Raw genomic sequence first — 18,038 nt, forward strand, 5'->3', positions numbered from 1 at the left:
ATTTGGAGTCGCAATATTTTTACTTTACTGTCATGGTGGGTGCCGCGGCCATTGACGTCCCTGTCGTATGACTCGTTAAATACGGTTCGATTCGGACTCATTTCCCCGGTGCGGGGAATTTAGACGCCGCTTCAACCTACTTGTGCCGCGGATTGAACGGCCGCTGCTGCACATCCGCTCCATGCGCGACGATCGCCGTGCTTTCGGGCACTTCCTCCCATGCGCCGCGCAGGTCGACGAGCGGTTCCGACACGACCATGAACGCGTCGTCGCCCGCTTCGACGATGCGCGGATTGTGTGGGTAAAGTTCGTGCAGATGTTTGAACGACGTGCTGTGGAATAGCGAGCGCGATTGCCGTTCGCTTGAGTAGCGCACCGCGATGATCCGGTCGCCGTCCGTCGCGCAGATCGTCATGTTGAGCGGCTCGGCGACGCGGTAGCGCGCGGCGGTGTCCTCGATCACGCCGACCATGCGTTCGAGCGCCGGCAGCGGCATCTGCTCGAGGCCGTAGGTCAACGCGAGACGGAACATCACCTCGGAGTCGGTCGATCCTTCGAGCGTCGCGAACAGCGCCGGGTCGACCTTCATCGTCAGGTCGCGGCGCAGCTTGTGGAAATCGCGGATCAGTCCGTTGTGCGCGAACAGCCAGCGGCCATGGCGGAACGGGTGACAGTTGGTTTCCTGGACGGGCGTATCGGTTGCCGCACGGATGTGCGCGATGAACATCCGCGAGCGGATCGCGCGCGCGGCTTCGCGCAGGTTGCGGTCGTTCCATGCGGGATGCACTGAGCGGTAGCGGAACGGCAGTTCATCGGGGCGGCCGTACCAGCCGATGCCGAACCCGTCGCCGTTGGTGGTCGTGGCGCCCAGTTCCGAATGCAGGCTCTGGTCGATCAGCGAATGCTTCGCGCGAAACAGTACGGTCTCGAGATGGATCGGATTACCCGTATAGGCGAGCCAGCGGCACATGGAGCGCTCCTTCGCGATGAACCCTCTCGCGCATGGTAGCCGACTTCGCGGCGCCGCTATACGCGGCTGCCGCGCGCTCGCCGGTCGGCGGACTGCACCGGGCGATCGTCGATGAAGGATGCGGCGGGTGCCGCATCCTTCGTGTACGCGTCAGTCGCCGAGCGCGTCCATCACGCGGGCGGAGTAGACGAGCGCCGCGCCCGCATTCAGTGCGATCGCGACGCCGAGCGCTTCGGCCACTTCCTCTTTGGTCGCGCCATGCTTCGCGGCTTCCGCCGTGTGCACGGCGATACAGCCGTCGCAGCGCGTCGTGACGGCCACCGCGAGCGCGATCAGTTCGCGCGTCTTCGCGTCGAGGTGGCCCGTCTTGGCACCGGCGCCGGACAGCGCCTTGTAGCCGGCCAGCGTGTCGGGCGAGAGCTTCGCGATTTCGCCGATGCGCGTCGTGAGTTCCTTCCGGTATTCGTTCCAGTTCAGCATGATGCGTCCTTTCGAGAAGAAGTGGATCGGGCGGCGGATGCCGCGATCTCGGGCGATGCAGCACTTATTCTGATCGCCTATGCTGAGGGTTTCGATACGTTAGAGTGTCAATTTTTAGCGCAAACGTCTCATGGACGCGTTGAGTCAACTGTTGTCGCTGGGTCGCAGTCATGTCGAACTCGACGTGCGCTGCCTGCTCGATGGCCCGTTCGCGATGCCGCACGATCCGTTGCCGCCCGGCGAGGCGGCGTTTCACCTGCTGCTGTCCGGTACGTGCCAGCTGCGCACGGCTGACGGGCGTACGCTGCGGCTGTCCGACGGCGATTTCGTGCTGTTGCCGGCGGGGGACGCGCACGACTTGTCCGATGTCGAGGGCGGCGGTGTGCGGTCGGTCGCGTCGCTGCGCGAACCAGGCGCGGCCGGCGGTGCGGTGCTGCCGGTCAAGTCGAATCGCGATCTCGCGGCCCCGGCCGATGCAAGTGTCGACCTGCTCTGCGGCCGCTTCGTCTACGCGCGCGGTGCCGGTGATTTGTTGATGCGCACGCTGCCGCGCGTGCTGCATGTCGGGTTGCGCGAGGCGTCGGGGCCTGCGTCGCTGCAACTGCTGACGAGCGTGCTGCGGGCGGAGGCATCGAACGCGCAGCCGGGTGCGCGTGCGATCGTGAATGCGCTCGGACAGGCGCTGCTCGCCTACGCGTTGCGCGCGTACGGCCGCGATGCGCGCGTGCCGGCCGGCTGGCTCGCGCTGGCCGCTGACGCGCGGCTCGGCCCGTCGGTCCAGGCCGTGCTGCAGGCGCCGGCGCAATCGTGGACGGTCGAGTCGCTCGGCGCGGCATCCGCGATGTCGCGTGCGACCTATGCGCGGCATTTCCGAGCGAAGGCGGGGATGAGTGTCGGCGCATTCGTCGCGCGGATCCGGATGATGCATGCGTGCGCGCTGCTTCAGGATACGCAGCGCGGCCAGGCGGAAATCGGGCAGGCGGTCGGTTATCAGTCGGAGGCGGCGTTCGGCAAGGCGTTTCGCGCGGTGCTCGGCACGACGCCTGGGCGCTGGCGGCGCGCGCAGCGCGGCACGTGAGATTGCCCACGGGATCGTCGTGCCCGACGATGAACCGTTGGCGAAAATCGGGGAGGGGAGAAGTGTCTGCCTGCCGCGGCGCACACTTGCTCGCGAGGCAGCGACAATGAAAAAGGGGCTTCCGGTTTCCCGGAAGCCCCTTCTTGACATCTTGGTAGGCCGTGCGTGACTCGAACACGCGACCAACGGATTAAAAGTCCGCTGCTCTACCAACTGAGCTAACGACCCAAAGAGCAAAAAATTATAGCGGCGGATCGCTGGTCTGTCAACAACCCGTCACCATGATTTATTTGATGCTTTCGATCTTGCCCTGTGCCGTCTGCGCAGCGTTCGATCCGGCGTATTGCGACACGACCTGCTCGAACGTCTTCTTCGCGGCCGCCTTCTGGCCTTGCTCGAGCTGGTTCGTACCGATCGCGACGAGCGCGTCGGCCGCGCGCGGATGCTGCGGATACTTGCTCACGATCGCTTGCCACGTCGCGGTCGAGCCGCGGTAGTCGCGTAGCGCGTATTGCGCGTTGCCAAGCCAGTACTGCGCGGTCGGCTGGTATGGGCTCTGCGGATACTTCGCGATGAAACTGCGAAACGACGCGGCGGCAGCCTTGAAGTTGCCGTTGCGGAATTGCTGCTGCGCCGCGCTAAGCGCATCCGTTTCACCCGGCTGCACGGTGCCTTCGACACCATCGATCGTCGCCTGTTGCGGCTCGAACTTCTTGAGCCGCGTGTCGAGATCCTGGTAGTACTCCTTCTGTTGCCGCTCGAGCGTCGTCAGCCGGTTCGTCAGATCTTCGTTCTCGCCGCGCAGCGTCGCGACCTGCTGGTTCAGCTGGTCGATACGGCCGGATTGATCGAGGATCGTACGCTGGGCGGCCGACAACTGGCTGGACAGGTTGTCGCTCTTGCTGCGCAGATCGAGCACGGCGCGGCGCGCCTCGTTGTCGTCGAACATGCCGGCGTGCGCCGGCGCGGCCGACCACGCCGCGCCGACGACGCAGATTGCTGCGGTGATCCGCAGCCAGGATACACGGTGCGTCATACGGCAACTCTTCCGTTACTTACTGTTGGTAGACGAGGTCGGCGCGACGGTTCTGCGCCCACGATGCTTCGTCGTGACCCGATGCTTGCGGCTTTTCCTTGCCGAGGCTCACGGCTTCCATCTGCGAGTCGTTCACGCCGAGCAGCGCCATCGCGCGGCGGACAGCCTCCGCACGCTTCTGGCCCAGCGCGAGGTTGTACTCGCTCGTGCCGCGTTCGTCGGTGTTGCCCTGGATCAGCACGTGGCGCTGCGGGTGGCTCTTCAGGTACTGCGTGTGTTGCTGCAGCAGCGGCTGGTATTCGTCTTTCACCGAATAGCTGTCGAAGTCGAAGTAGATGCTGCGCTTCGCGAGCGGGCTGTTCGGGTCGTTCAGCGGATCGACGTTCACTTGTGCGACGTTGTCGGCGCTCGGTTGCGTGCTCATCGCGCCCGCGTTGGCCTTGTCGTCGAGCTTCACGCCCGACTTACACGCTGCGAGCGCGCTGATCATCATCACGGCCAGGGCCAGACGAGCTTTGTTCGACATCATGGTTACTCTCCTTGTGGTCATTGCATGAAGGGCCCCCACGACGGCTCACGAACGGAGCCGCCCTGGACGGACAGGATCTGCGGCGGCGCGCTGCCGTCGGAGGGCACTGCTGCCAGCACGTTGCGACCACCCGACTGGGTAGCGTAAAGAAGGTACTGGCCGTTTGCCGCGAAGCTCGGCGATTCGTCGCGATTGGTATTCGTGATGGCGTTCGCCGCGCCGGTTTGCAGATCCTGAACGTACAGCTTGAACCCCCCACCCGTGCGGGAGATGTAGGCGAGCAGCTTGCCGTCCGGGCTGATGCGCGGGCTGGTGTTGTAGCTGCCGGTGAAGGTCACGCGTTGCGCGGAGCCGGCGCTTTCGCCTTGCGCGGGCATCCGGTAGATCTGCGGCGCGCCGCCGCGATCGCTCGTGAAATAGATCCAGCGGCCGTCCGGCGAGTAGAACGGCTCGGTATCGATCGAGCTGCTCTGCGTGAGCCGGCGCAGACCGCCGCCGTTCGCATTGACCGTATAGATTTGCGTATTCCCCGTCAGCGACAGCGCAACGGCCAGCGTGTTGCTGTCCGGCGACCACGCCGGCGCACTGTTGTTGCCCTTCTGGTCGGAGACCATGTAGCGGCGGCCGGTCGGCAGGTCGTGGATGTAGACGATCGGCTTCTTGCGCTCGAACGATACGTACGCGACCTTCGTCCCGCTCGGCGACCACGCCGGCGAGATGATCGGCTCGGTGCTCGACAGCGCGATGCGTGCGTTCTGGCCGTCCGAGTCCGAGATCTGCAACTGATACCGGTTGCCCGTCTTGATCACGTACGACAGACGCGTGGCGAACACGCCGCGCACGCCGAGCAACTTCTGGTAGATGTAGTCGGCAATCTTGTGGCCGGCCGTGCGCAGCGAGGTGTCCGTCGCCGTCAGCGACAGGCCGCCGAGGCTTTGCTGCTTCACGGTGTCGTACAGGATGAAGTTCACCTTGTACTGGCCGTTGGCTTCGCGGTTCACGCTGCCGGCGACGAACGCGTTCGCGCCCTTGGCCTTCCAAGCGCCGAGATCGACCGATGCGGTCTCGGGCACGGGCGTGCTGCCCGCGTCGATATTGGTGAATTTGCCGCTGCGGGCGAGGTCGGCGCGGACGATCGACGTGACCTGCTGCGGCAGGCCCGCCTCGTTCGCGAAGTTCGCGGTGGCGATGGGGAACTGGGTCGAACCGACGCCGGTGATCAGCACGTTGACCTGCGCGTTAGCGGCGCCGCCGGCCGCAATCAGACACGAGGCCACGAGTGCCCTGAAACCTAGTTTCGTCATCAAACTCATGCTTCTTGCTTCCCATGTGACTTGGATCGCTGCGCAACCGCAGAGACAGTAAAAATACCCGATTCGTTCCCGTCCGGCAGCGACGCACGGAGTGTAAGCGCATTTGCGATCACTCCGCCGCCTTGAAGGTAATCGTAATGTCGGACGGGGTACGACCGTTAGAATCGGGCGGCAATGGGACCGACGCCTGAATCGCATTGACCACGGCTTGATCCCACCCCGAATTTCCGCTCGAACGGCGGATCGAAACGCTCAACACGTCGCCCGACGGCGTGCAGCGGATCGCGACGACCGTCGTCAGGCCCGCGCGCTCGCCGCCCCAGACGATGTTCGGCTTCACACGGCGACGCACCTTGTCGGGATAGCCGGGCGACGCGGCATTGCCGCCGGAGCCCGTCCCGGTACCGCTTTTCGCGAGGCCTTCACCGCCGCCTTCGCCGGCCCCGGACATGCCTTGCATCTGTGCGAGACGCGCGCTGCGCTCGCGGTCGAGCTTCGCCTTCGCCGCCGCGTCGGCCTTCGCGCGCGCCGTCGCTTCGGCCTTCGCCTTGGCCTGGGCTTCCGCCTTCGCCTTCGCGGCCGCGTCGGCCTTGGCCTTCGCCGCTTGCTGCGCTTCAAGTTGCGCCTGCTTCTGTTGCTGCAGTTTCTGCTGCTGGAGTTTCTGCTGTTCGAGCTTCTGCTGCTCCACGAGCTGTTGTTGCTTGAGCTTGTCCGCCTGCTTCTGTTTTTCGCGCTCGGCGGCCTTCTGCGCGGCGAGGGCAGCAGCCTGCTGGGCCGCCAACTGCTCGCGCCGCGTTTCTTCTTGCTGGGCCTTCAGTTGCTGCGCGCGGCGCTGCTGCTCGAGCAGCGCTTCGCGCGCGGCCGCTTCCTGTTGCCGTTTCTTCTGCTGCAGCGCGATGTCCGCCTGCTCGTCCCGCACCGGGGGAGGGGGAGGAGCGAGCTTTGCGGGCGGCGTCGGCGTGACGACGGGCCGCGGCGCGGGCACGTCGGGCACCTCGGTCCACAGTTCGGCTTCGGCGCCGGCCGGCGTGCTGTTCTGCCACTGCACGCCGTGATACAGGAACAACGCGAGCAGCACGTGCATCAGCGCAGCGAGCGCGAACGCGCGCCAGGTGCCGCGTTCGCGTGGGGGCTGAGACGGATAGGCGTTGCCGCGTGTGGATTGCTGCCGGTTCATTGCGATTTGACGAGGAGGCCGACGCGCTTGACGCCACGCGCCTTCAGGTCCGACATCACGGTCATGACGGCATCGTACTGCACGGTCTTGTCGGCCGCGATCACGACGGGCTGGTCGGGATGGTCAGCCTGCCGGGCCAGGATGAAGCTGTCGAGCTCGGCCTTGGTCATCGTGTCTTCCTGCGTCGCGCCGGAGTCGCTCTTGTACTTGACGCTCATCGTGCGGTCGGCCTTGATGTTGACGACGACCGGTGGCGTCTGTTCCTGGGGTGCGGCATTGCCGACGGTCGGCAGATTGATGATCGACGGGGCGACGAGCGGTGCCGTGACCATGAAGATCACGAGCAGCACCAGCATCACGTCGATGTACGGCACGACGTTGATGTCGGCCATCGCGCGGCGCGAGCGGCCGCCGCGCATGCTGGATCGAATGGGACTTCCTGCCATGGCGCGCTCCTTACTGGGCCTGACGCTGCAGGATGTTCGAGAACTCTTCGATGAAGGTCTCGAAGCGGATCGCGAGGCGGTCGATGTCGTGCGCGTAGCGGTTGTACGCAACCACCGCCGGAATCGCGGCGAACAGGCCGATCGCGGTGGCGACAAGCGCCTCGGCAATGCCCGGTGCGACGTTCGCGAGCGTCGCCTGCTGCACGTTCGCCAAGCCGCGGAACGAGTTCATGATCCCCCAGACGGTGCCGAACAGACCGATGTACGGACTGACCGAGCCGACCGACGCGAGGAACGCGAGGTTCGCTTCGAGCACGTCCATTTCGCGCTGGAACGACGCGCGCATCGCGCGGCGCGCGCCGTCGAGCACGAGGCCCGGGTCGCTGATGCGCTTTTCTTTCGCCTTCAGAAACTCACGCATCCCCGATTCGAAAATTCGCTCGAGCGCGCCGATCGTGTGGCGATTGTTGGCCGCGCTCTGATACAGCGCCTGCAGGTCACCGCCCGACCAGAAATCCCTTTCGAAGCGTTCGGTCTGCGCGCGTGCGCGGCGGATCGCGAACCACTTGCGGAAGATGAAGGTCCACGACATCAGCGACAGAAGCAGCAGCAGCCCCATCACGGCCTGGGCCAGCACGCTCGCATTGAGGACGAGGGAAATGATCGACAGGTCTTGAGAAGTGTTCATAGAGGTTTGAGTAATGTCCCTTCGGGGATGTCCGGCGAGGGGGCACGGTATGCGTGTGGCGCGGCGCGCCGGCCTGGCCTGGCGCCGAACCTTGCTTAGTATCGATTCAGGAAGGCAAGTTCATAGGTTTTGTCTAAACGGTGCTCATCCGAGCTTCGTTGACAATACAGTCTGCCCGGCGTCGATGACGGGCCCGCGTTGCAGCGCGTCGAGCACGACCGGCGGGATTGCCGCGGGCCGGATGCCGGTTCGGTCGACGCAGCCGAGGCGAATGTGTCCGGCGACGAGCAGCGTGTCGCCACGCCAGGCTTCCTGCGTGAATTCCACGGATGCGCGGCCGATGCGTCCGGGCCGGCTCGTGATCGTCAGCGTGTCGTCGAGTCGCGCCGGTGCGCGGTAGTCGAGCGAGGTACTGCGGACGATGAAGATCGCGCCCGTGTCGTCGGCGAGCCGACGCTGGTCGATGCCGCACGCGCGTAGCCATTCGGTGCGGGCGCGCTCGAAGAATTTCAGGTAGTTGGCATAGAAGACGATGCCGCCTGCGTCGGTGTCCTCGTAGTACACGCGTACCGGCCAGGTGAAGCCGGAGTGCGCGTCCGGGGAGCGGGTAGGCTGAGTCATGGCGCGCATTTTACCGGAAGGCCGAGGCCCGATTCGTAACCGATTCGTAACGGAATGTAGTACGTCGTAGCACGCCGCGGGCCGGCCGGAACCGGGCCCGCGGCTGCGCTCGCCGTGTCAGCCGCGATGGATCGCGAGGCCGGCCGGGGCTTGTGCGACCGGCATCATTTCGATCGTGTTGATGTTGACGTGCGCGGGGCGCGTCGCGATCCAGTAGATCGTGTCGGCGATGTCCTCGGCCGTGAGCGGCTGGACGTTCTGGTAGACGTTCGCCGCCTTCGCATCGTCGCCGCGGAAGCGGACGTTCGAGAATTCCGTGCCGCCGCACAGGCCCGGCTCGATATCGGTGACGCGCAACGGCGTGCCGATCAGGTCGGCGCGCAGGTTCAGGCTGAATTGTCGGACGAAAGCCTTGGTCGCGCCGTATACGTTCCCGCCCGGATACGGATAGGTGCCGGCCACCGAACCCAGGTTGAAGATGTGACCGCGCCCGCGCTCGATCATGCCGGGCAGCAACGCATGGGTGACGGTCACGAGGCCCGAGCAATTCGTGTCGATCATGGTTTGCCACTCGTCGAGGCTGGCTTTGTGCGCAGGCTCGACGCCGAGCGCGAGACCGGCGTTGTTGACGAGCACGTCGAGCGCCGCGAATTCGGCGGGAAGGGCGGCCGGCACGGCTTCGACGGCGGCGCGGTCGCGCACGTCGAGCTCGAACGGCAGCAGTGCGTCGCCGAGTTCGGCCGCGAGCGCATCGAGACGATCCTTGCGGCGCGCGGTTGCGACGACACGGTGGCCGCCCTTGACGAAGGCACGGGCGATGGCGGCGCCGAAGCCGGCGGACGCGCCTGTGACGAACACGATCATTGCTGCTCCTGGTCGGTAACAAAGTAGCGGATGGTATCCCGCAAGCCTACTGAGATTGCGGCACCGCGGCAAGGCGCCAAAGCGCGTCGGCACGGGCACGTAAAGTCTGGCCCCCATTATTTCCGGGCGACTGCCGCGCGGTTGCCTATTCATGACGCATCCAATACACTAACGCGCTCATCACCCCTGCGTGACTGGCGATAGAACCCTTCGGGTTCAAGGTGGAGCATCCCACCGTGAAGCGCGGGGCGCCGTTTTTGCCGTTCGCCTGGGCAGCCGTTGTGCGCCGTCGCGTGCATCGCCGGTGGCTGTCCTGCCTCGCGTCATACGGATTCTTCCGCCACGTCGGGCTGGTTCCGCCAGCAGCGCAATGTACTCGGCCACTCCGGTCAACCTGTACACACTTAACGGAAACCGTATGTTTGACAGAGCCCAAAGCACCATCGCGAACGTCGATCCCGAAATCTTTGCAGCGATCGAGCAGGAAAACCGCCGCCAGGAAGAGCACATCGAGCTGATCGCGTCGGAAAACTACACGAGCCCGGCCGTGATGGCCGCACAGGGCTCGCAGCTCACGAACAAGTACGCGGAAGGGTATCCGGGCAAGCGTTACTACGGCGGCTGTGAATACGTCGACGTGGTCGAGCAACTGGCGATCGACCGCGTGAAGCAGCTGTTCGGCGCGGAAGCCGCGAACGTGCAGCCGAACTCGGGTTCGCAGGCGAACCAGGGCGTGTTCTTCGCGATGCTCAAGCCGGGCGACACGATCATGGGCATGAGCCTCGCTCACGGCGGTCACCTGACGCACGGCTCGCCGGTGAACATGTCGGGCAAGTGGTTCAACGTCGTGAGCTACGGCCTGAACGAAAACGAAGACATCGACTACGACGCCGCCGAGAAACTGGCGAACGAACACAAGCCGAAGCTGATCGTCGCGGGGGCGTCGGCATTCGCGCTGAAGATCGACTTCGAGCGTCTGGCGAAGATCGCGAAGTCGGTCGGCGCGTACCTGATGGTCGACATGGCGCACTACGCGGGCCTGATCGCGGCGGGCGTGTATCCGAACCCGGTGCCGCACGCGGATTTCGTGACGACGACGACGCACAAGAGCCTGCGCGGCCCGCGCGGCGGCGTGATCCTGATGAAGGCCGAGTACGAGAAGCAGATCAACTCGGCGATCTTCCCTGGCATCCAGGGCGGCCCGCTGATGCACGTGATCGCGGCGAAGGCGGTGGCGTTCAAGGAAGCGCTGTCGCCGGAGTTCAAGGAATATCAGCAAAAGGTGGTCGAGAACGCGCGCGTGCTGGCTGAAACGCTGGTCAAGCGCGGGCTGCGGATCGTGTCGGGCCGTACGGAAAGCCACGTGATGCTGGTGGACCTGCGCGCGAAGAACATCACGGGCAAGGCGGCGGAAGCGGCGCTGGGCGCGGCACACATCACGGTGAACAAGAACGCGATCCCGAACGATCCGGAAAAGCCGTTCGTGACGAGCGGGATCCGTCTGGGCTCGCCGGCGATGACGACGCGCGGCTTCGGCCCGGCGGAAGCCGAGACGGTCGGCAACCTGATCGCCGATGTGCTCGAGAACCCGGAAGACGCAGCGACGATCGAGCGTGTGCGCGCGCAAGTAGCCGAGCTGACCAAGCGTTTCCCGGTTTATCGCTGATCCAGCATGCGCTGCCCGTTCTGCCGGCATGAGGACACGCAGGTCGTCGACTCGCGTGTGTCCGAAGATGGCGCCGCGATTCGTCGGCGCCGTCGTTGTTCGGCTTGCGACAAGCGCTTCACGACGTACGAGCGGGTCGAGCTGAACTTGCCGGCCGTCGTGAAGAAGGACGGCAGCCGCACGGAATTCGACCGTCGCAAGATCGTCGCCAGCATGCAACTCGCGCTGCGCAAGCGGCCGGTTGCGGCTGAAGCGATCGACGCGGCGGTCGCCCGCATCGAGTATCAACTGCTCGCAACCGGCGAGCGCGAAGTGCGTAGCGAGAAGCTTGGCGAACTCGTGATGAACGAGTTGCGCGGCCTCGATACGATCGCCTATGTCCGTTTCGCATCGGTATACCGCCGGTTCGAGGATGTTTCCGAATTTGCCGACGTGATCGAAGAGTTCCGTCGCGCGTCCCCCTCCAAGCCTCCGCGTAAGCGCTGACGCGCTGCGTCCGTTCATCGTCTTCTCCGTGGGTTCAGTTCGCGCCGATTGTGTCGACCGCGATCGCATGTCGCCAGTCGGCCGTTCGGCTAATGGCGCGTGTGTGCTTGCGTCGCTACAGTCGTCGCATCACGTTGACGGAGGGCGATGGCGATGGGACTGCACCGACACGGCGTTGCACAACGCATGCGACGCGGCGGCGGCTTTACGCTCGTCGAGCTGATGGTCGCGATCGCGCTGGCAGCCGCGATCGGACTATACGCAGCACCTGCATTCGATCAGTGGCACATGCGTGAACGTGTGGATGCACGCTCGCGTGCGTTGCTCGGCGCGCTGTCGTTCGCGCGCACCGAGGCGACACGTCTCGGCGTGCGCGTCACGCTGTGCAGGGCCGGGCGCAACGGCGATTGCGTGCATTCCGGCGAGCGGTGTGACCTGGCGGGATGGTCATGCGGCTGGATCGTCAGCGGGCAGTTCGACGGACGGTCGCGCGTGCTGCGGCGCTATCCGCGCGATGCCGACATTGCCGTCGCGGGGGCGGCGCACGATCTGGCATTTGCTCCGCCGGCGGGCCAGGTGCTTGGGGGGATCAGGCGTTTCGAGTTGCGTCCGCGGCGCACGCTGTCCGGTGACGACACACGCGTGTCGCGCTGCATTCGGATCGCGGCAGGCGGCCGGGCGCGCGTCGTTGCCGGTCATTGCGAAGCGGCATGAAGCGCACGCGCAAGTCCATGCACGGCACGTCGCTGCTCGAAGCGGTGCTGGCCGTCGCGCTACTTGCAACGGTGATGCTGGCGGTGGCCGGCAGCCAGCTTGCGATGACGCGCGCGCAGCGGGCGACGATCTGGCGTGAGCGCGCGCTATGGCTGGCCGATGCCCGCATTGAGAGCCGGCGCGCAGTGGCGGGCGCCGACGACGGCATCGCGGCGCTCGCGTCTGCGTCGTTGCCCGGTGGCACGACGGCGCTCGACGATGGGCCGGCGAGTGTCCGCTACGTGACGGTCGGCTGGCGTGACGCTCAGGCCTCCGCGCCGACATCGCCGCGCTGCGAAAGTGCGCGGGCAGCAGTCGGGCCGCCGTCGTGCGTGCGGATGCCGTTTCGGGAGGCCGAGGACGATGCCGATGAACGGTGAGCGCCGCAGCCGCGCGCATACGCTGCTCGAAGTGCTGATCGCGATGACGGTCGGTCTGCTGGTGCTTGCCGCTGCCGGTGCGCTGTACCACGCCCAGCGCGTCGCGCAGCGGCGAGCGGAAGACGGCTTCCGGATGCGCGATGCGGCCGCGACCGCACTGATGCTGATCGGCGAGCAGATCCAGATGGCCGGGTTTCGCCCGCTCGATGTCGAAGGTGCGCCATCGTTACCGCCGGTGTTCGGCTGTTCCGCGGGGCGCGTGCGAGGCAATGGAGCGCAGGTGCGCTGCGAAACCGTGCGCGCAGCGTCGGACGCATTGCTGGTTCGGTATGTCGGCGATGCCGTGTCGACGTGGCCGACGATTGGAGCACAGGTGTCGGATTGTCTCGGGCAGGGCGTTGGCGCTCCTGGTGCGCGGCCGCTCGTGGAAAACCGTTTCGACGCGCATGTCAGTCCGTCGACGGGCGAGCCCGAGTTGTACTGCGAGGGAAGCGGGCGCCCGGGTACGCCGCAACCCGTCGTGTCCGGCATCGACCAACTGCGCGTGCGTTACCTTCTGCGCGAAGCCGCGCAGTTCGTTGATGCAGGGGCGATGGGTAGCGGCGACTGGCGCGATGTCGTTGCCGTGCATGTGTGCGTGCGTGCGCGTGGCGAACCGAGGCACGGGCCCGCGCGTCATGTCGATTGCGACGGCCGCACGGCCGTTTCGCCGGATGGTCGCGCGCATCTGGTGCTGCATCGAATCGTCGCGTTGCGCAATGCCGCGGTCGCATCCACGGATCCCGTGGGTGATGCGGCGCAGGATCATGGGGTGTTGCGATGATCTACGCAAACCGATTCGTCGACGAGCTCGCGATGCGAATCGCAGCAGGTCGCGCAAGGCAGCGCGCGGTGAGGGCCCCATGCTGAGCGGAACAACATCACGCGCACGCTTTCCGTCCACCAGTCGCGGCTGGCGTCGCGACGCGGGCCTTGCACTGCCGGCCGTGATCGCGGTCGGCGCGGCGGTCGCCGCGCTGACCGGCACATGGTTCGAATCCGCGTTGACGGAATCGCGCCGCACGCGTGCATTGTCGGACCGTCTGATCGCATTTCACGCAGCCGATGCAGCGCTGGCAGCCTGCACAGCGCGATTGCTCCGAGGCGGGGCGCCATACATCGACGAACCGGCGTCACCTGTCGAGCCGGACGCATGGCGGCGTGCGCCCGCGCTGGGCGTCGCCGAAGCGTTTGCCCCGTTCGCCTCCTGGCCGATGGCGGCACAGCCGCCGCGTTGCCTGATCGAAGCCTGGCGAGGTATCGGTCCGCAAGGGAGTCGCGCTTACATCGTCACCGCGCGTGGTGTCGGCGGCCATGCGTCGAGCGTGGTCTGGCTGCAGAGCCAGGTCGCGTTGCGAGACGGGCGCATCGTTACACAGCGCTGGCGGCGCGTCGCGGCGGTTCATCGATGAAACAGCCTCGATTGCTGCACCGATCGGTGGCGTTCACGTTGCTCGAACTGATGATCGTGCTCGCGATCGTTGCCGCGCTGGCCGGGTGGGGTATTCCGTCATATCGCGAGCATGTCGCGCGCGTGCATCGCGCATCCGCGGTCGCTGCGCTTTATCGCGCAGCTCAGTATCTCGAAACACTCGACGGCGCGCCGCCACGGACGCTGCCTGACGCATATTCGCAGGCGCCTCCGGACGGGCAGGCGGTCTATGACGTGGCGCTGCGGCGAACAGCGGGCGACGATGCGCCGGTGGCCTACGAACTCGTTGCGCGCCCGCTCGATGCAGGCCCGATGCGCGACGACGCATGCGGTGCGTTCACGCTGCGCGCGGACGGGACCAAAGGCAACGCGGGATCGAACGACGCAGAGGCGGACTCGCGGGAGCGGACATGCTGGGGCGTGCGTTGATCACGCGATCACGCACGGGAAACACACAGCGGAGCCGGGCGCGTGCGCGCCTGGGTGTCAGTCGTCGTTCGCGGCAGGTTCGCGCTCGTCGCGCGACTGTTTCCAGATCCGGTAGATCTCCCATGCAGCGAAGCCGACGGAGCCCCACTTCAGCGCGGGGCCCGCGCTCGCGCGCAGCAGCGAGCGTATGGGTTTCGCCAGCACGAGCGACGCGAGCGAACTCAACATCGGGTACTGGTTGACGAGCTGGCCGAGGCTCGCGTTCAGGTTCTTGGCGGACTGGCTGAACTTCGTGCCCGACAGTCCCGGGACGAATACCTTGAGCCAGCTGAAGCGCGTGACGGCGTGGCGCATTTCGGCGGCGGCTTCGGCAAGCTCGAGCCGCTCGACCTCGGATCGCAGGATCAGCAATTCCTTCCGGAGCGCGCGATGCTGCGACGCGTTCCAGTTCGATCGCGACGAATGGGGGCGGGTCGAATGGCCCGTGACGTTCTGGCTCATGGCGCGTCGGCGAAGTAGGTGAGAGAGGGGAACGCGACTGCGTTCACGGCTTGCCGCGGAAAATTTCGCGGTCTTTCTCGAGCTCGGCGAGCGTCGCCTCGAACACGGTCGGCGCGTCTCGCAGGCCCGAACGCGCTTTCAGCGCACATACGATGCCCGCGATCGCGTACAACGCGGTGATGGCCGCGAGTGACTGCCAGCGATAGGTATCCCAGAACGCGATCGTGACGAGCACGGTCAGGCTGATGAGCGCCATCGTCGCGAGCATCATGGCCGCGAGCCCGAGGAACAGTACGCCCATCAGGCGTTCCTTCTCCTCGGCGAGTTCGATGCCAACCAGTTCGAGGCGCGTTTGCAGGAGGCCGATCGCGGAGCCGACGAGGCGGCGCAGCGGTCCCTGGCCGGACGGCTGCGGGTGGGTGTCTGTCGTCATGGATGAGGCGCTTGTGCGCGCAATAAGCGGCTAGGGCAAAGCCAGCCGGCAGCGAACCGCCGGCTGGCTTCGGCACCCATGCACCGCACCAGGCGGCACATGGGGCGGAACGGCGCTGAGCGCGTTACTTGCGGTTGATCAGCAGGCCGATCAGCACGCCGACGCCGGCGGCGACGCCGATCGACGTCCACGGATGCTCGTGCACGTAGTCGTCGGTCGCGCGCGCGGCCTTCTTGCCTTTCTCGACCACCACGACCTGGACGTCGGTTGCCTTTTCCTTGGCCTGCTTCAGGCGCGACATGGCTTTTTCGCGCAACTCGGCCGCCCGGTCGCCCGTGCTGCTCGCTGCCTGCTTGAGCAGATCCTCGGCGTCCGCGAGAACGGTTTTGATATCCGACATCAGTTTCTCCTTGTTGATTTCCGACATTGCAACTCCCTTCATGCTGTCATGCTGCAGGTTCACATCGTAGCGAAACCCCTGCCGGCTGGCGAGCCGGGAAGACACGCGGCGGCGGTGCAAGACCACATGGTAAACGACCCGTAAGTATTGACGGAGCCGCAAATGCTGCGAAAAGTTTCCCTTGTGGCCGTCCGTCCTGCCCCGATACCGGGTAAAAATGACAAAAAAGTATGAATATCAAACAGAATAATCGTTCGCACCGCCCATTGCTTCCCGTAAGCTGATGGACTGTCCCGCGCCGTCCAGCGCGCGGTTTCAACCAGCATCGTTCGAGGAGGGAACATCATGAGTCTGCGTCTTGGTGACATTGCACCGGATTTCGAGCAGGAATCGAGCCTGGGCCCCATCAAGTTTCACGAGTGGCTGGGCGACAGCTGGGGCGTCCTGTTCTCGCACCCGGCCGACTACACGCCGGTCTGCACGACTGAACTCGGGCTGACGTCGAAGCTGAAGGGCGAATTCGAGAAACGCAACGTGAAGGTGATCGCGCTGTCGGTCGACGGCGTCGAATCGCACAAGGGCTGGATCAACGATATCAACGAAACGCAGTCGACGGTCGTCGGTTTCCCGATCATCGCCGACGCGGACCGCAAGGTGTCGCAGCTGTACGACATGATCCACCCGAACGCGAACGAAACGCTGACGGTGCGTTCGCTGTTCGTGATTGACCCGAACAAGAAGGTGCGGCTCACCATCACCTATCCGGCCAGCACCGGCCGCAACTTCGACGAAGTGCTGCGCGTGATCGACTCGCTGCAGCTGACCGACAACTACAAGGTCGCGACGCCCGGCAACTGGAAGGACGGCGACGACGTCGTGATCGTGCCGTCGCTGCAGGATCCGGAAGAACTGAAGAAGCGCTTCCCGAAGGGCTTCAACGCCGTGCGTCCGTACCTGCGCCTCACGCCGCAGCCGAACAAGTAAGCAGCGGCTGCCACATCGGCGGCGCGTGACGAACGCGTGCGCCGATGAAAACGGCCCGCCCGGCAGCGATGCCGGGCGGGCCGTGTCGTTTCAGCGGCGACTACGCGACGCGACGGGCGCCGCGTACCGCACGCGAATGGTCAGAAGAAAGCCTGGATGCCCGTCTGCGCGCGGCCGAGGATCAGCGCGTGGATGTCGTGCGTGCCTTCGTACGTGTTCACCACTTCGAGGTTCACGAGGTGGCGCGCGACGCCGAATTCGTCCGAGATGCCGTTGCCGCCGAGCATGTCGCGCGCGAGTCGCGCGATGTCGAGCGCCTTGCCGCACGAGTTGCGTTTCATGATCGACGTGATCTCGACGGCCGCCGTGCCTTCGTCCTTCATCCGGCCGAGACGCAGCACGCCCTGCAGGCCGAGCGTGATTTCGGTCTGCATGTCGGCGAGCTTCTTCTGGATCAGCTGGTTCGCGGCGAGCGGCCGGCCGAACTGCTTGCGGTCGAGCACATACTGGCGCGCGGTGTGCCAGCACGACTCGGCCGCGCCGAGCGCGCCCCAGGCGATCCCGTAGCGCGCCGAGTTCAGGCACGTGAACGGGCCGCGCAGGCCGCTCACGTTCGGCATCAGGTTCTCCTCGGGCACGAACACTTCGTCGAGGACGATCTCGCCGGTGATCGACGCGCGCAGCCCGACCTTGCCGTGGATCGCGGGCGCCGACAGGCCCTTCCAGCCCTTCTCGAGGATGAAGCCGCGGATCGCGTCCTTGCCGTTTTCTTCCAGTTTCGCCCACACGACGAACACGTCGGCGATCGGCGAGTTGGTGATCCACATCTTCGCGCCGGACAGCGAATAACCGCCGGGCACCTTCTTCGCGCGCGTGACCATGCTGCCCGGATCGGAGCCGTGGTTCGGCTCGGTCAGGCCGAAGCAGCCGATCCATTCGCCGCTCGCGAGCTTCGGCAGGTATTTCTGCCTCTGCGCGTCCGAGCCGAATTCGTGGATCGGCACCATCACGAGCGACGACTGCACGGACATCATCGAGCGGTAGCCGGAGTCGACGCGCTCGACTTCGCGCGCGATCAGCCCGTAACTCACGTAATTGAGGCCGGGGCCGCCGTATTCTTCCGGAATCGTCGGGCCGAGCAGACCGATCTCGCCCATCTCGCGGAAGATCTCGGCGTCGGTGCGTTCGTGGCGGAACGCCTCGGTGACGCGCGGCGCGAGCTTGTCCCGCGCATACGCGTGCGCGGCATCGCGCACCATCCGCTCTTCTTCGGTCAGTTGCTGGTCGAGCAACAGCGGATCGTCCCAATGAAAAGTTGCAGCGCTCATCGTGT

The 18,038-nt window shown here is 65.6% G+C and carries 23 protein-coding genes, 1 tRNA gene and 1 riboswitch; of the genes, 9 read left to right on the forward strand and 15 right to left on the reverse strand.

Translation table 11 applies throughout. The features are described 5' to 3' along the window. Positions 1–136: 136 nt before the first annotated feature. Positions 137–970, reverse strand: coding sequence for a class II glutamine amidotransferase (locus WS87_RS04625; protein ID WP_059689014.1), 834 nt, complete (start codon positions 968–970; stop codon positions 137–139). Positions 971–1,120: 150 nt separating this feature from the next. After that, a complete protein-coding gene (locus WS87_RS04630; RefSeq protein WP_059474721.1) occupies positions 1,121–1,450 on the reverse strand; it encodes a carboxymuconolactone decarboxylase family protein in 330 nt (109 codons plus the stop codon). Between the two features lie 130 nt (positions 1,451–1,580). On the opposite strand from WS87_RS04630, the gene WS87_RS04635 reads away from it, so the two are divergent. Continuing rightward, positions 1,581–2,528: a cupin domain-containing protein gene (locus WS87_RS04635; protein WP_059820508.1), complete on the forward strand. Its 948-nt coding sequence runs from the start codon at positions 1,581–1,583 to the stop codon at positions 2,526–2,528. A 152-nt stretch (positions 2,529–2,680) separates the two neighbouring features. On the opposite strand, the gene WS87_RS04640 is transcribed toward WS87_RS04635, so the two are convergent. The 9 genes from WS87_RS04640 to WS87_RS04680 form a co-directional block, all read right to left on the reverse strand. Continuing rightward, positions 2,681–2,756: transfer RNA gene (locus WS87_RS04640), tRNA-Lys, on the reverse strand. A 58-nt stretch (positions 2,757–2,814) separates the two neighbouring features. Next, positions 2,815–3,564 carry a tol-pal system protein YbgF gene (ybgF, locus tag WS87_RS04645; RefSeq protein ID WP_059535482.1) on the reverse strand — a complete coding sequence of 250 codons (750 nt, stop codon included), beginning with the start codon at positions 3,562–3,564 and terminating at the stop codon, positions 2,815–2,817. A 19-nt stretch (positions 3,565–3,583) separates the two neighbouring features. Further along, complete coding sequence (gene pal, locus WS87_RS04650) at positions 3,584–4,093, reverse strand: peptidoglycan-associated lipoprotein Pal (RefSeq protein WP_059535484.1); 510 nt, start codon at positions 4,091–4,093, stop codon at positions 3,584–3,586. 17 nt (positions 4,094–4,110) lie between these two features. Next, positions 4,111–5,406 (reverse strand): Tol-Pal system beta propeller repeat protein TolB, encoded by a 1,296-nt coding sequence (gene tolB, locus WS87_RS04655; protein WP_059690845.1) that lies wholly within the window; start codon positions 5,404–5,406, stop codon positions 4,111–4,113. Positions 5,407–5,515: 109 nt separating this feature from the next. Further along, positions 5,516–6,583 carry a cell envelope integrity protein TolA gene (gene tolA / locus WS87_RS04660; protein WP_059820509.1) on the reverse strand — a complete coding sequence of 356 codons (1,068 nt, stop codon included), beginning with the start codon at positions 6,581–6,583 and terminating at the stop codon, positions 5,516–5,518. Then, positions 6,580–7,029, reverse strand: coding sequence for a protein TolR (gene tolR / locus WS87_RS04665; protein ID WP_059820510.1), 450 nt, complete (start codon positions 7,027–7,029; stop codon positions 6,580–6,582). Before tolR ends, tolA begins: the two co-directional genes overlap by 4 nt. Before the next feature lie 10 nt (positions 7,030–7,039). Beyond that, a complete protein-coding gene (gene tolQ / locus WS87_RS04670) occupies positions 7,040–7,717 on the reverse strand; it encodes a protein TolQ (RefSeq protein ID WP_010091489.1) in 678 nt (225 codons plus the stop codon). A 144-nt stretch (positions 7,718–7,861) separates the two neighbouring features. Then, positions 7,862–8,347 carry a tol-pal system-associated acyl-CoA thioesterase gene (ybgC, locus tag WS87_RS04675; RefSeq protein WP_059820511.1) on the reverse strand — a complete coding sequence of 162 codons (486 nt, stop codon included), beginning with the start codon at positions 8,345–8,347 and terminating at the stop codon, positions 7,862–7,864. Between the two features lie 108 nt (positions 8,348–8,455). Further along, positions 8,456–9,202, reverse strand: a complete 747-nt coding sequence (locus WS87_RS04680; RefSeq protein ID WP_059535494.1) for an SDR family NAD(P)-dependent oxidoreductase — start codon at positions 9,200–9,202, stop codon at positions 8,456–8,458. Positions 9,203–9,382: 180 nt separating this feature from the next. Continuing rightward, positions 9,383–9,483, forward strand: a riboswitch (ZMP/ZTP riboswitch). A 137-nt stretch (positions 9,484–9,620) separates the two neighbouring features. On the opposite strand from WS87_RS04680, the gene glyA reads away from it, so the two are divergent. The 7 genes from glyA to WS87_RS04720 all read left to right on the forward strand — a co-directional run bounded on the left by glyA (position 9,621) and on the right by WS87_RS04720 (position 14,387). Beyond that, positions 9,621–10,868, forward strand: coding sequence for a serine hydroxymethyltransferase (glyA, locus tag WS87_RS04690; protein WP_107938106.1), 1,248 nt, complete (start codon positions 9,621–9,623; stop codon positions 10,866–10,868). Between the two features lie 6 nt (positions 10,869–10,874). Next, positions 10,875–11,354, forward strand: coding sequence for a transcriptional regulator NrdR (nrdR, locus tag WS87_RS04695; protein WP_059820119.1), 480 nt, complete (start codon positions 10,875–10,877; stop codon positions 11,352–11,354). A 153-nt stretch (positions 11,355–11,507) separates the two neighbouring features. Continuing rightward, a complete protein-coding gene (locus WS87_RS04700; protein ID WP_059820227.1) occupies positions 11,508–12,068 on the forward strand; it encodes a GspH/FimT family pseudopilin in 561 nt (186 codons plus the stop codon). Then, the gene (locus WS87_RS04705) at positions 12,065–12,487 is read left to right on the forward strand and encodes a PulJ/GspJ family protein (RefSeq protein WP_059820120.1); all 423 of its coding nucleotides are present in this window, start codon (positions 12,065–12,067) and stop codon (positions 12,485–12,487) included. Before WS87_RS04700 ends, WS87_RS04705 begins: the two co-directional genes overlap by 4 nt. Beyond that, entirely contained in the window at positions 12,471–13,310 is an 840-nt protein-coding gene (locus tag WS87_RS04710) for a PilW family protein (RefSeq protein WP_082750719.1), read from the forward strand. Before WS87_RS04705 ends, WS87_RS04710 begins: the two co-directional genes overlap by 17 nt. Before the next feature lie 79 nt (positions 13,311–13,389). After that, positions 13,390–13,938 (forward strand): pilus assembly protein, encoded by a 549-nt coding sequence (locus WS87_RS04715; RefSeq protein ID WP_082750720.1) that lies wholly within the window; start codon positions 13,390–13,392, stop codon positions 13,936–13,938. Beyond that, complete coding sequence (locus tag WS87_RS04720; protein WP_059820121.1) at positions 13,935–14,387, forward strand: type IV pilin protein; 453 nt, start codon at positions 13,935–13,937, stop codon at positions 14,385–14,387. The genes WS87_RS04715 and WS87_RS04720 overlap by 4 nt, the downstream gene beginning before the upstream one ends. A 57-nt stretch (positions 14,388–14,444) precedes the next feature. Here WS87_RS04720 and WS87_RS04725 read toward each other — a convergent pair whose 3' ends face one another. From WS87_RS04725 to WS87_RS04735, 3 genes are all read right to left on the reverse strand, one after another. After that, complete coding sequence (locus WS87_RS04725; protein WP_059530521.1) at positions 14,445–14,888, reverse strand: DUF3318 domain-containing protein; 444 nt, start codon at positions 14,886–14,888, stop codon at positions 14,445–14,447. 43 nt (positions 14,889–14,931) lie between these two features. Next, complete coding sequence (locus tag WS87_RS04730; RefSeq protein WP_059690700.1) at positions 14,932–15,321, reverse strand: phage holin family protein; 390 nt, start codon at positions 15,319–15,321, stop codon at positions 14,932–14,934. Positions 15,322–15,445: 124 nt separating this feature from the next. Then, positions 15,446–15,748 carry a DUF883 family protein gene (locus WS87_RS04735; protein WP_006754606.1) on the reverse strand — a complete coding sequence of 101 codons (303 nt, stop codon included), beginning with the start codon at positions 15,746–15,748 and terminating at the stop codon, positions 15,446–15,448. Positions 15,749–16,066: 318 nt separating this feature from the next. On the opposite strand from WS87_RS04735, the gene WS87_RS04740 reads away from it, so the two are divergent. Further along, positions 16,067–16,705: a peroxiredoxin gene (locus tag WS87_RS04740; RefSeq protein WP_034182833.1), complete on the forward strand. Its 639-nt coding sequence runs from the start codon at positions 16,067–16,069 to the stop codon at positions 16,703–16,705. Positions 16,706–16,845: 140 nt separating this feature from the next. Here the strand turns inward: WS87_RS04740 and WS87_RS04745 are convergent, their stop codons facing one another. After that, a complete protein-coding gene (locus tag WS87_RS04745) occupies positions 16,846–18,033 on the reverse strand; it encodes an acyl-CoA dehydrogenase (protein ID WP_059820122.1) in 1,188 nt (395 codons plus the stop codon). Positions 18,034–18,038: the final 5 nt, after the last annotated feature.

Source organism: Burkholderia sp. MSMB0856 (genome assembly GCF_001524645.2).
Classification (GTDB): Bacteria; Pseudomonadota; Gammaproteobacteria; order Burkholderiales; family Burkholderiaceae; genus Burkholderia; species Burkholderia diffusa.

Excerpts from the sequence above, each read along its gene's own strand:
- WS87_RS04625 (WP_059689014.1), bottom strand. The coding sequence starts at position 970 with ATGTGCCGCTGGCTCGCCTATACGGGTAATCCGATCCATCTCGAGACC.
- WS87_RS04630 (WP_059474721.1), bottom strand. The coding sequence starts at position 1,450 with ATGCTGAACTGGAACGAATACCGGAAGGAACTCACGACGCGCATCGGC.
- WS87_RS04635 (WP_059820508.1), top strand. The coding sequence starts at position 1,581 with ATGGACGCGTTGAGTCAACTGTTGTCGCTGGGTCGCAGTCATGTCGAA.
- ybgF (WP_059535482.1), bottom strand. The coding sequence starts at position 3,564 with ATGACGCACCGTGTATCCTGGCTGCGGATCACCGCAGCAATCTGCGTC.
- pal (WP_059535484.1), bottom strand. The coding sequence starts at position 4,093 with ATGATGTCGAACAAAGCTCGTCTGGCCCTGGCCGTGATGATGATCAGC.
- tolB (WP_059690845.1), bottom strand. The coding sequence starts at position 5,406 with ATGAGTTTGATGACGAAACTAGGTTTCAGGGCACTCGTGGCCTCGTGT.
- tolA (WP_059820509.1), bottom strand. The coding sequence starts at position 6,583 with ATGAACCGGCAGCAATCCACACGCGGCAACGCCTATCCGTCTCAGCCC.
- tolR (WP_059820510.1), bottom strand. The coding sequence starts at position 7,029 with ATGGCAGGAAGTCCCATTCGATCCAGCATGCGCGGCGGCCGCTCGCGC.
- tolQ (WP_010091489.1), bottom strand. The coding sequence starts at position 7,717 with ATGAACACTTCTCAAGACCTGTCGATCATTTCCCTCGTCCTCAATGCG.
- ybgC (WP_059820511.1), bottom strand. The coding sequence starts at position 8,347 with ATGCGCGCCATGACTCAGCCTACCCGCTCCCCGGACGCGCACTCCGGC.
- WS87_RS04680 (WP_059535494.1), bottom strand. The coding sequence starts at position 9,202 with ATGATCGTGTTCGTCACAGGCGCGTCCGCCGGCTTCGGCGCCGCCATC.
- glyA (WP_107938106.1), top strand. The coding sequence starts at position 9,621 with ATGTTTGACAGAGCCCAAAGCACCATCGCGAACGTCGATCCCGAAATC.
- nrdR (WP_059820119.1), top strand. The coding sequence starts at position 10,875 with ATGCGCTGCCCGTTCTGCCGGCATGAGGACACGCAGGTCGTCGACTCG.
- WS87_RS04700 (WP_059820227.1), top strand. The coding sequence starts at position 11,508 with ATGGGACTGCACCGACACGGCGTTGCACAACGCATGCGACGCGGCGGC.
- WS87_RS04705 (WP_059820120.1), top strand. The coding sequence starts at position 12,065 with ATGAAGCGCACGCGCAAGTCCATGCACGGCACGTCGCTGCTCGAAGCG.
- WS87_RS04710 (WP_082750719.1), top strand. The coding sequence starts at position 12,471 with ATGCCGATGAACGGTGAGCGCCGCAGCCGCGCGCATACGCTGCTCGAA.
- WS87_RS04715 (WP_082750720.1), top strand. The coding sequence starts at position 13,390 with ATGCTGAGCGGAACAACATCACGCGCACGCTTTCCGTCCACCAGTCGC.
- WS87_RS04720 (WP_059820121.1), top strand. The coding sequence starts at position 13,935 with ATGAAACAGCCTCGATTGCTGCACCGATCGGTGGCGTTCACGTTGCTC.
- WS87_RS04725 (WP_059530521.1), bottom strand. The coding sequence starts at position 14,888 with ATGAGCCAGAACGTCACGGGCCATTCGACCCGCCCCCATTCGTCGCGA.
- WS87_RS04730 (WP_059690700.1), bottom strand. The coding sequence starts at position 15,321 with ATGACGACAGACACCCACCCGCAGCCGTCCGGCCAGGGACCGCTGCGC.
- WS87_RS04735 (WP_006754606.1), bottom strand. The coding sequence starts at position 15,748 with ATGTCGGAAATCAACAAGGAGAAACTGATGTCGGATATCAAAACCGTT.
- WS87_RS04740 (WP_034182833.1), top strand. The coding sequence starts at position 16,067 with ATGAGTCTGCGTCTTGGTGACATTGCACCGGATTTCGAGCAGGAATCG.
- WS87_RS04745 (WP_059820122.1), bottom strand. The coding sequence starts at position 18,033 with ATGAGCGCTGCAACTTTTCATTGGGACGATCCGCTGTTGCTCGACCAG.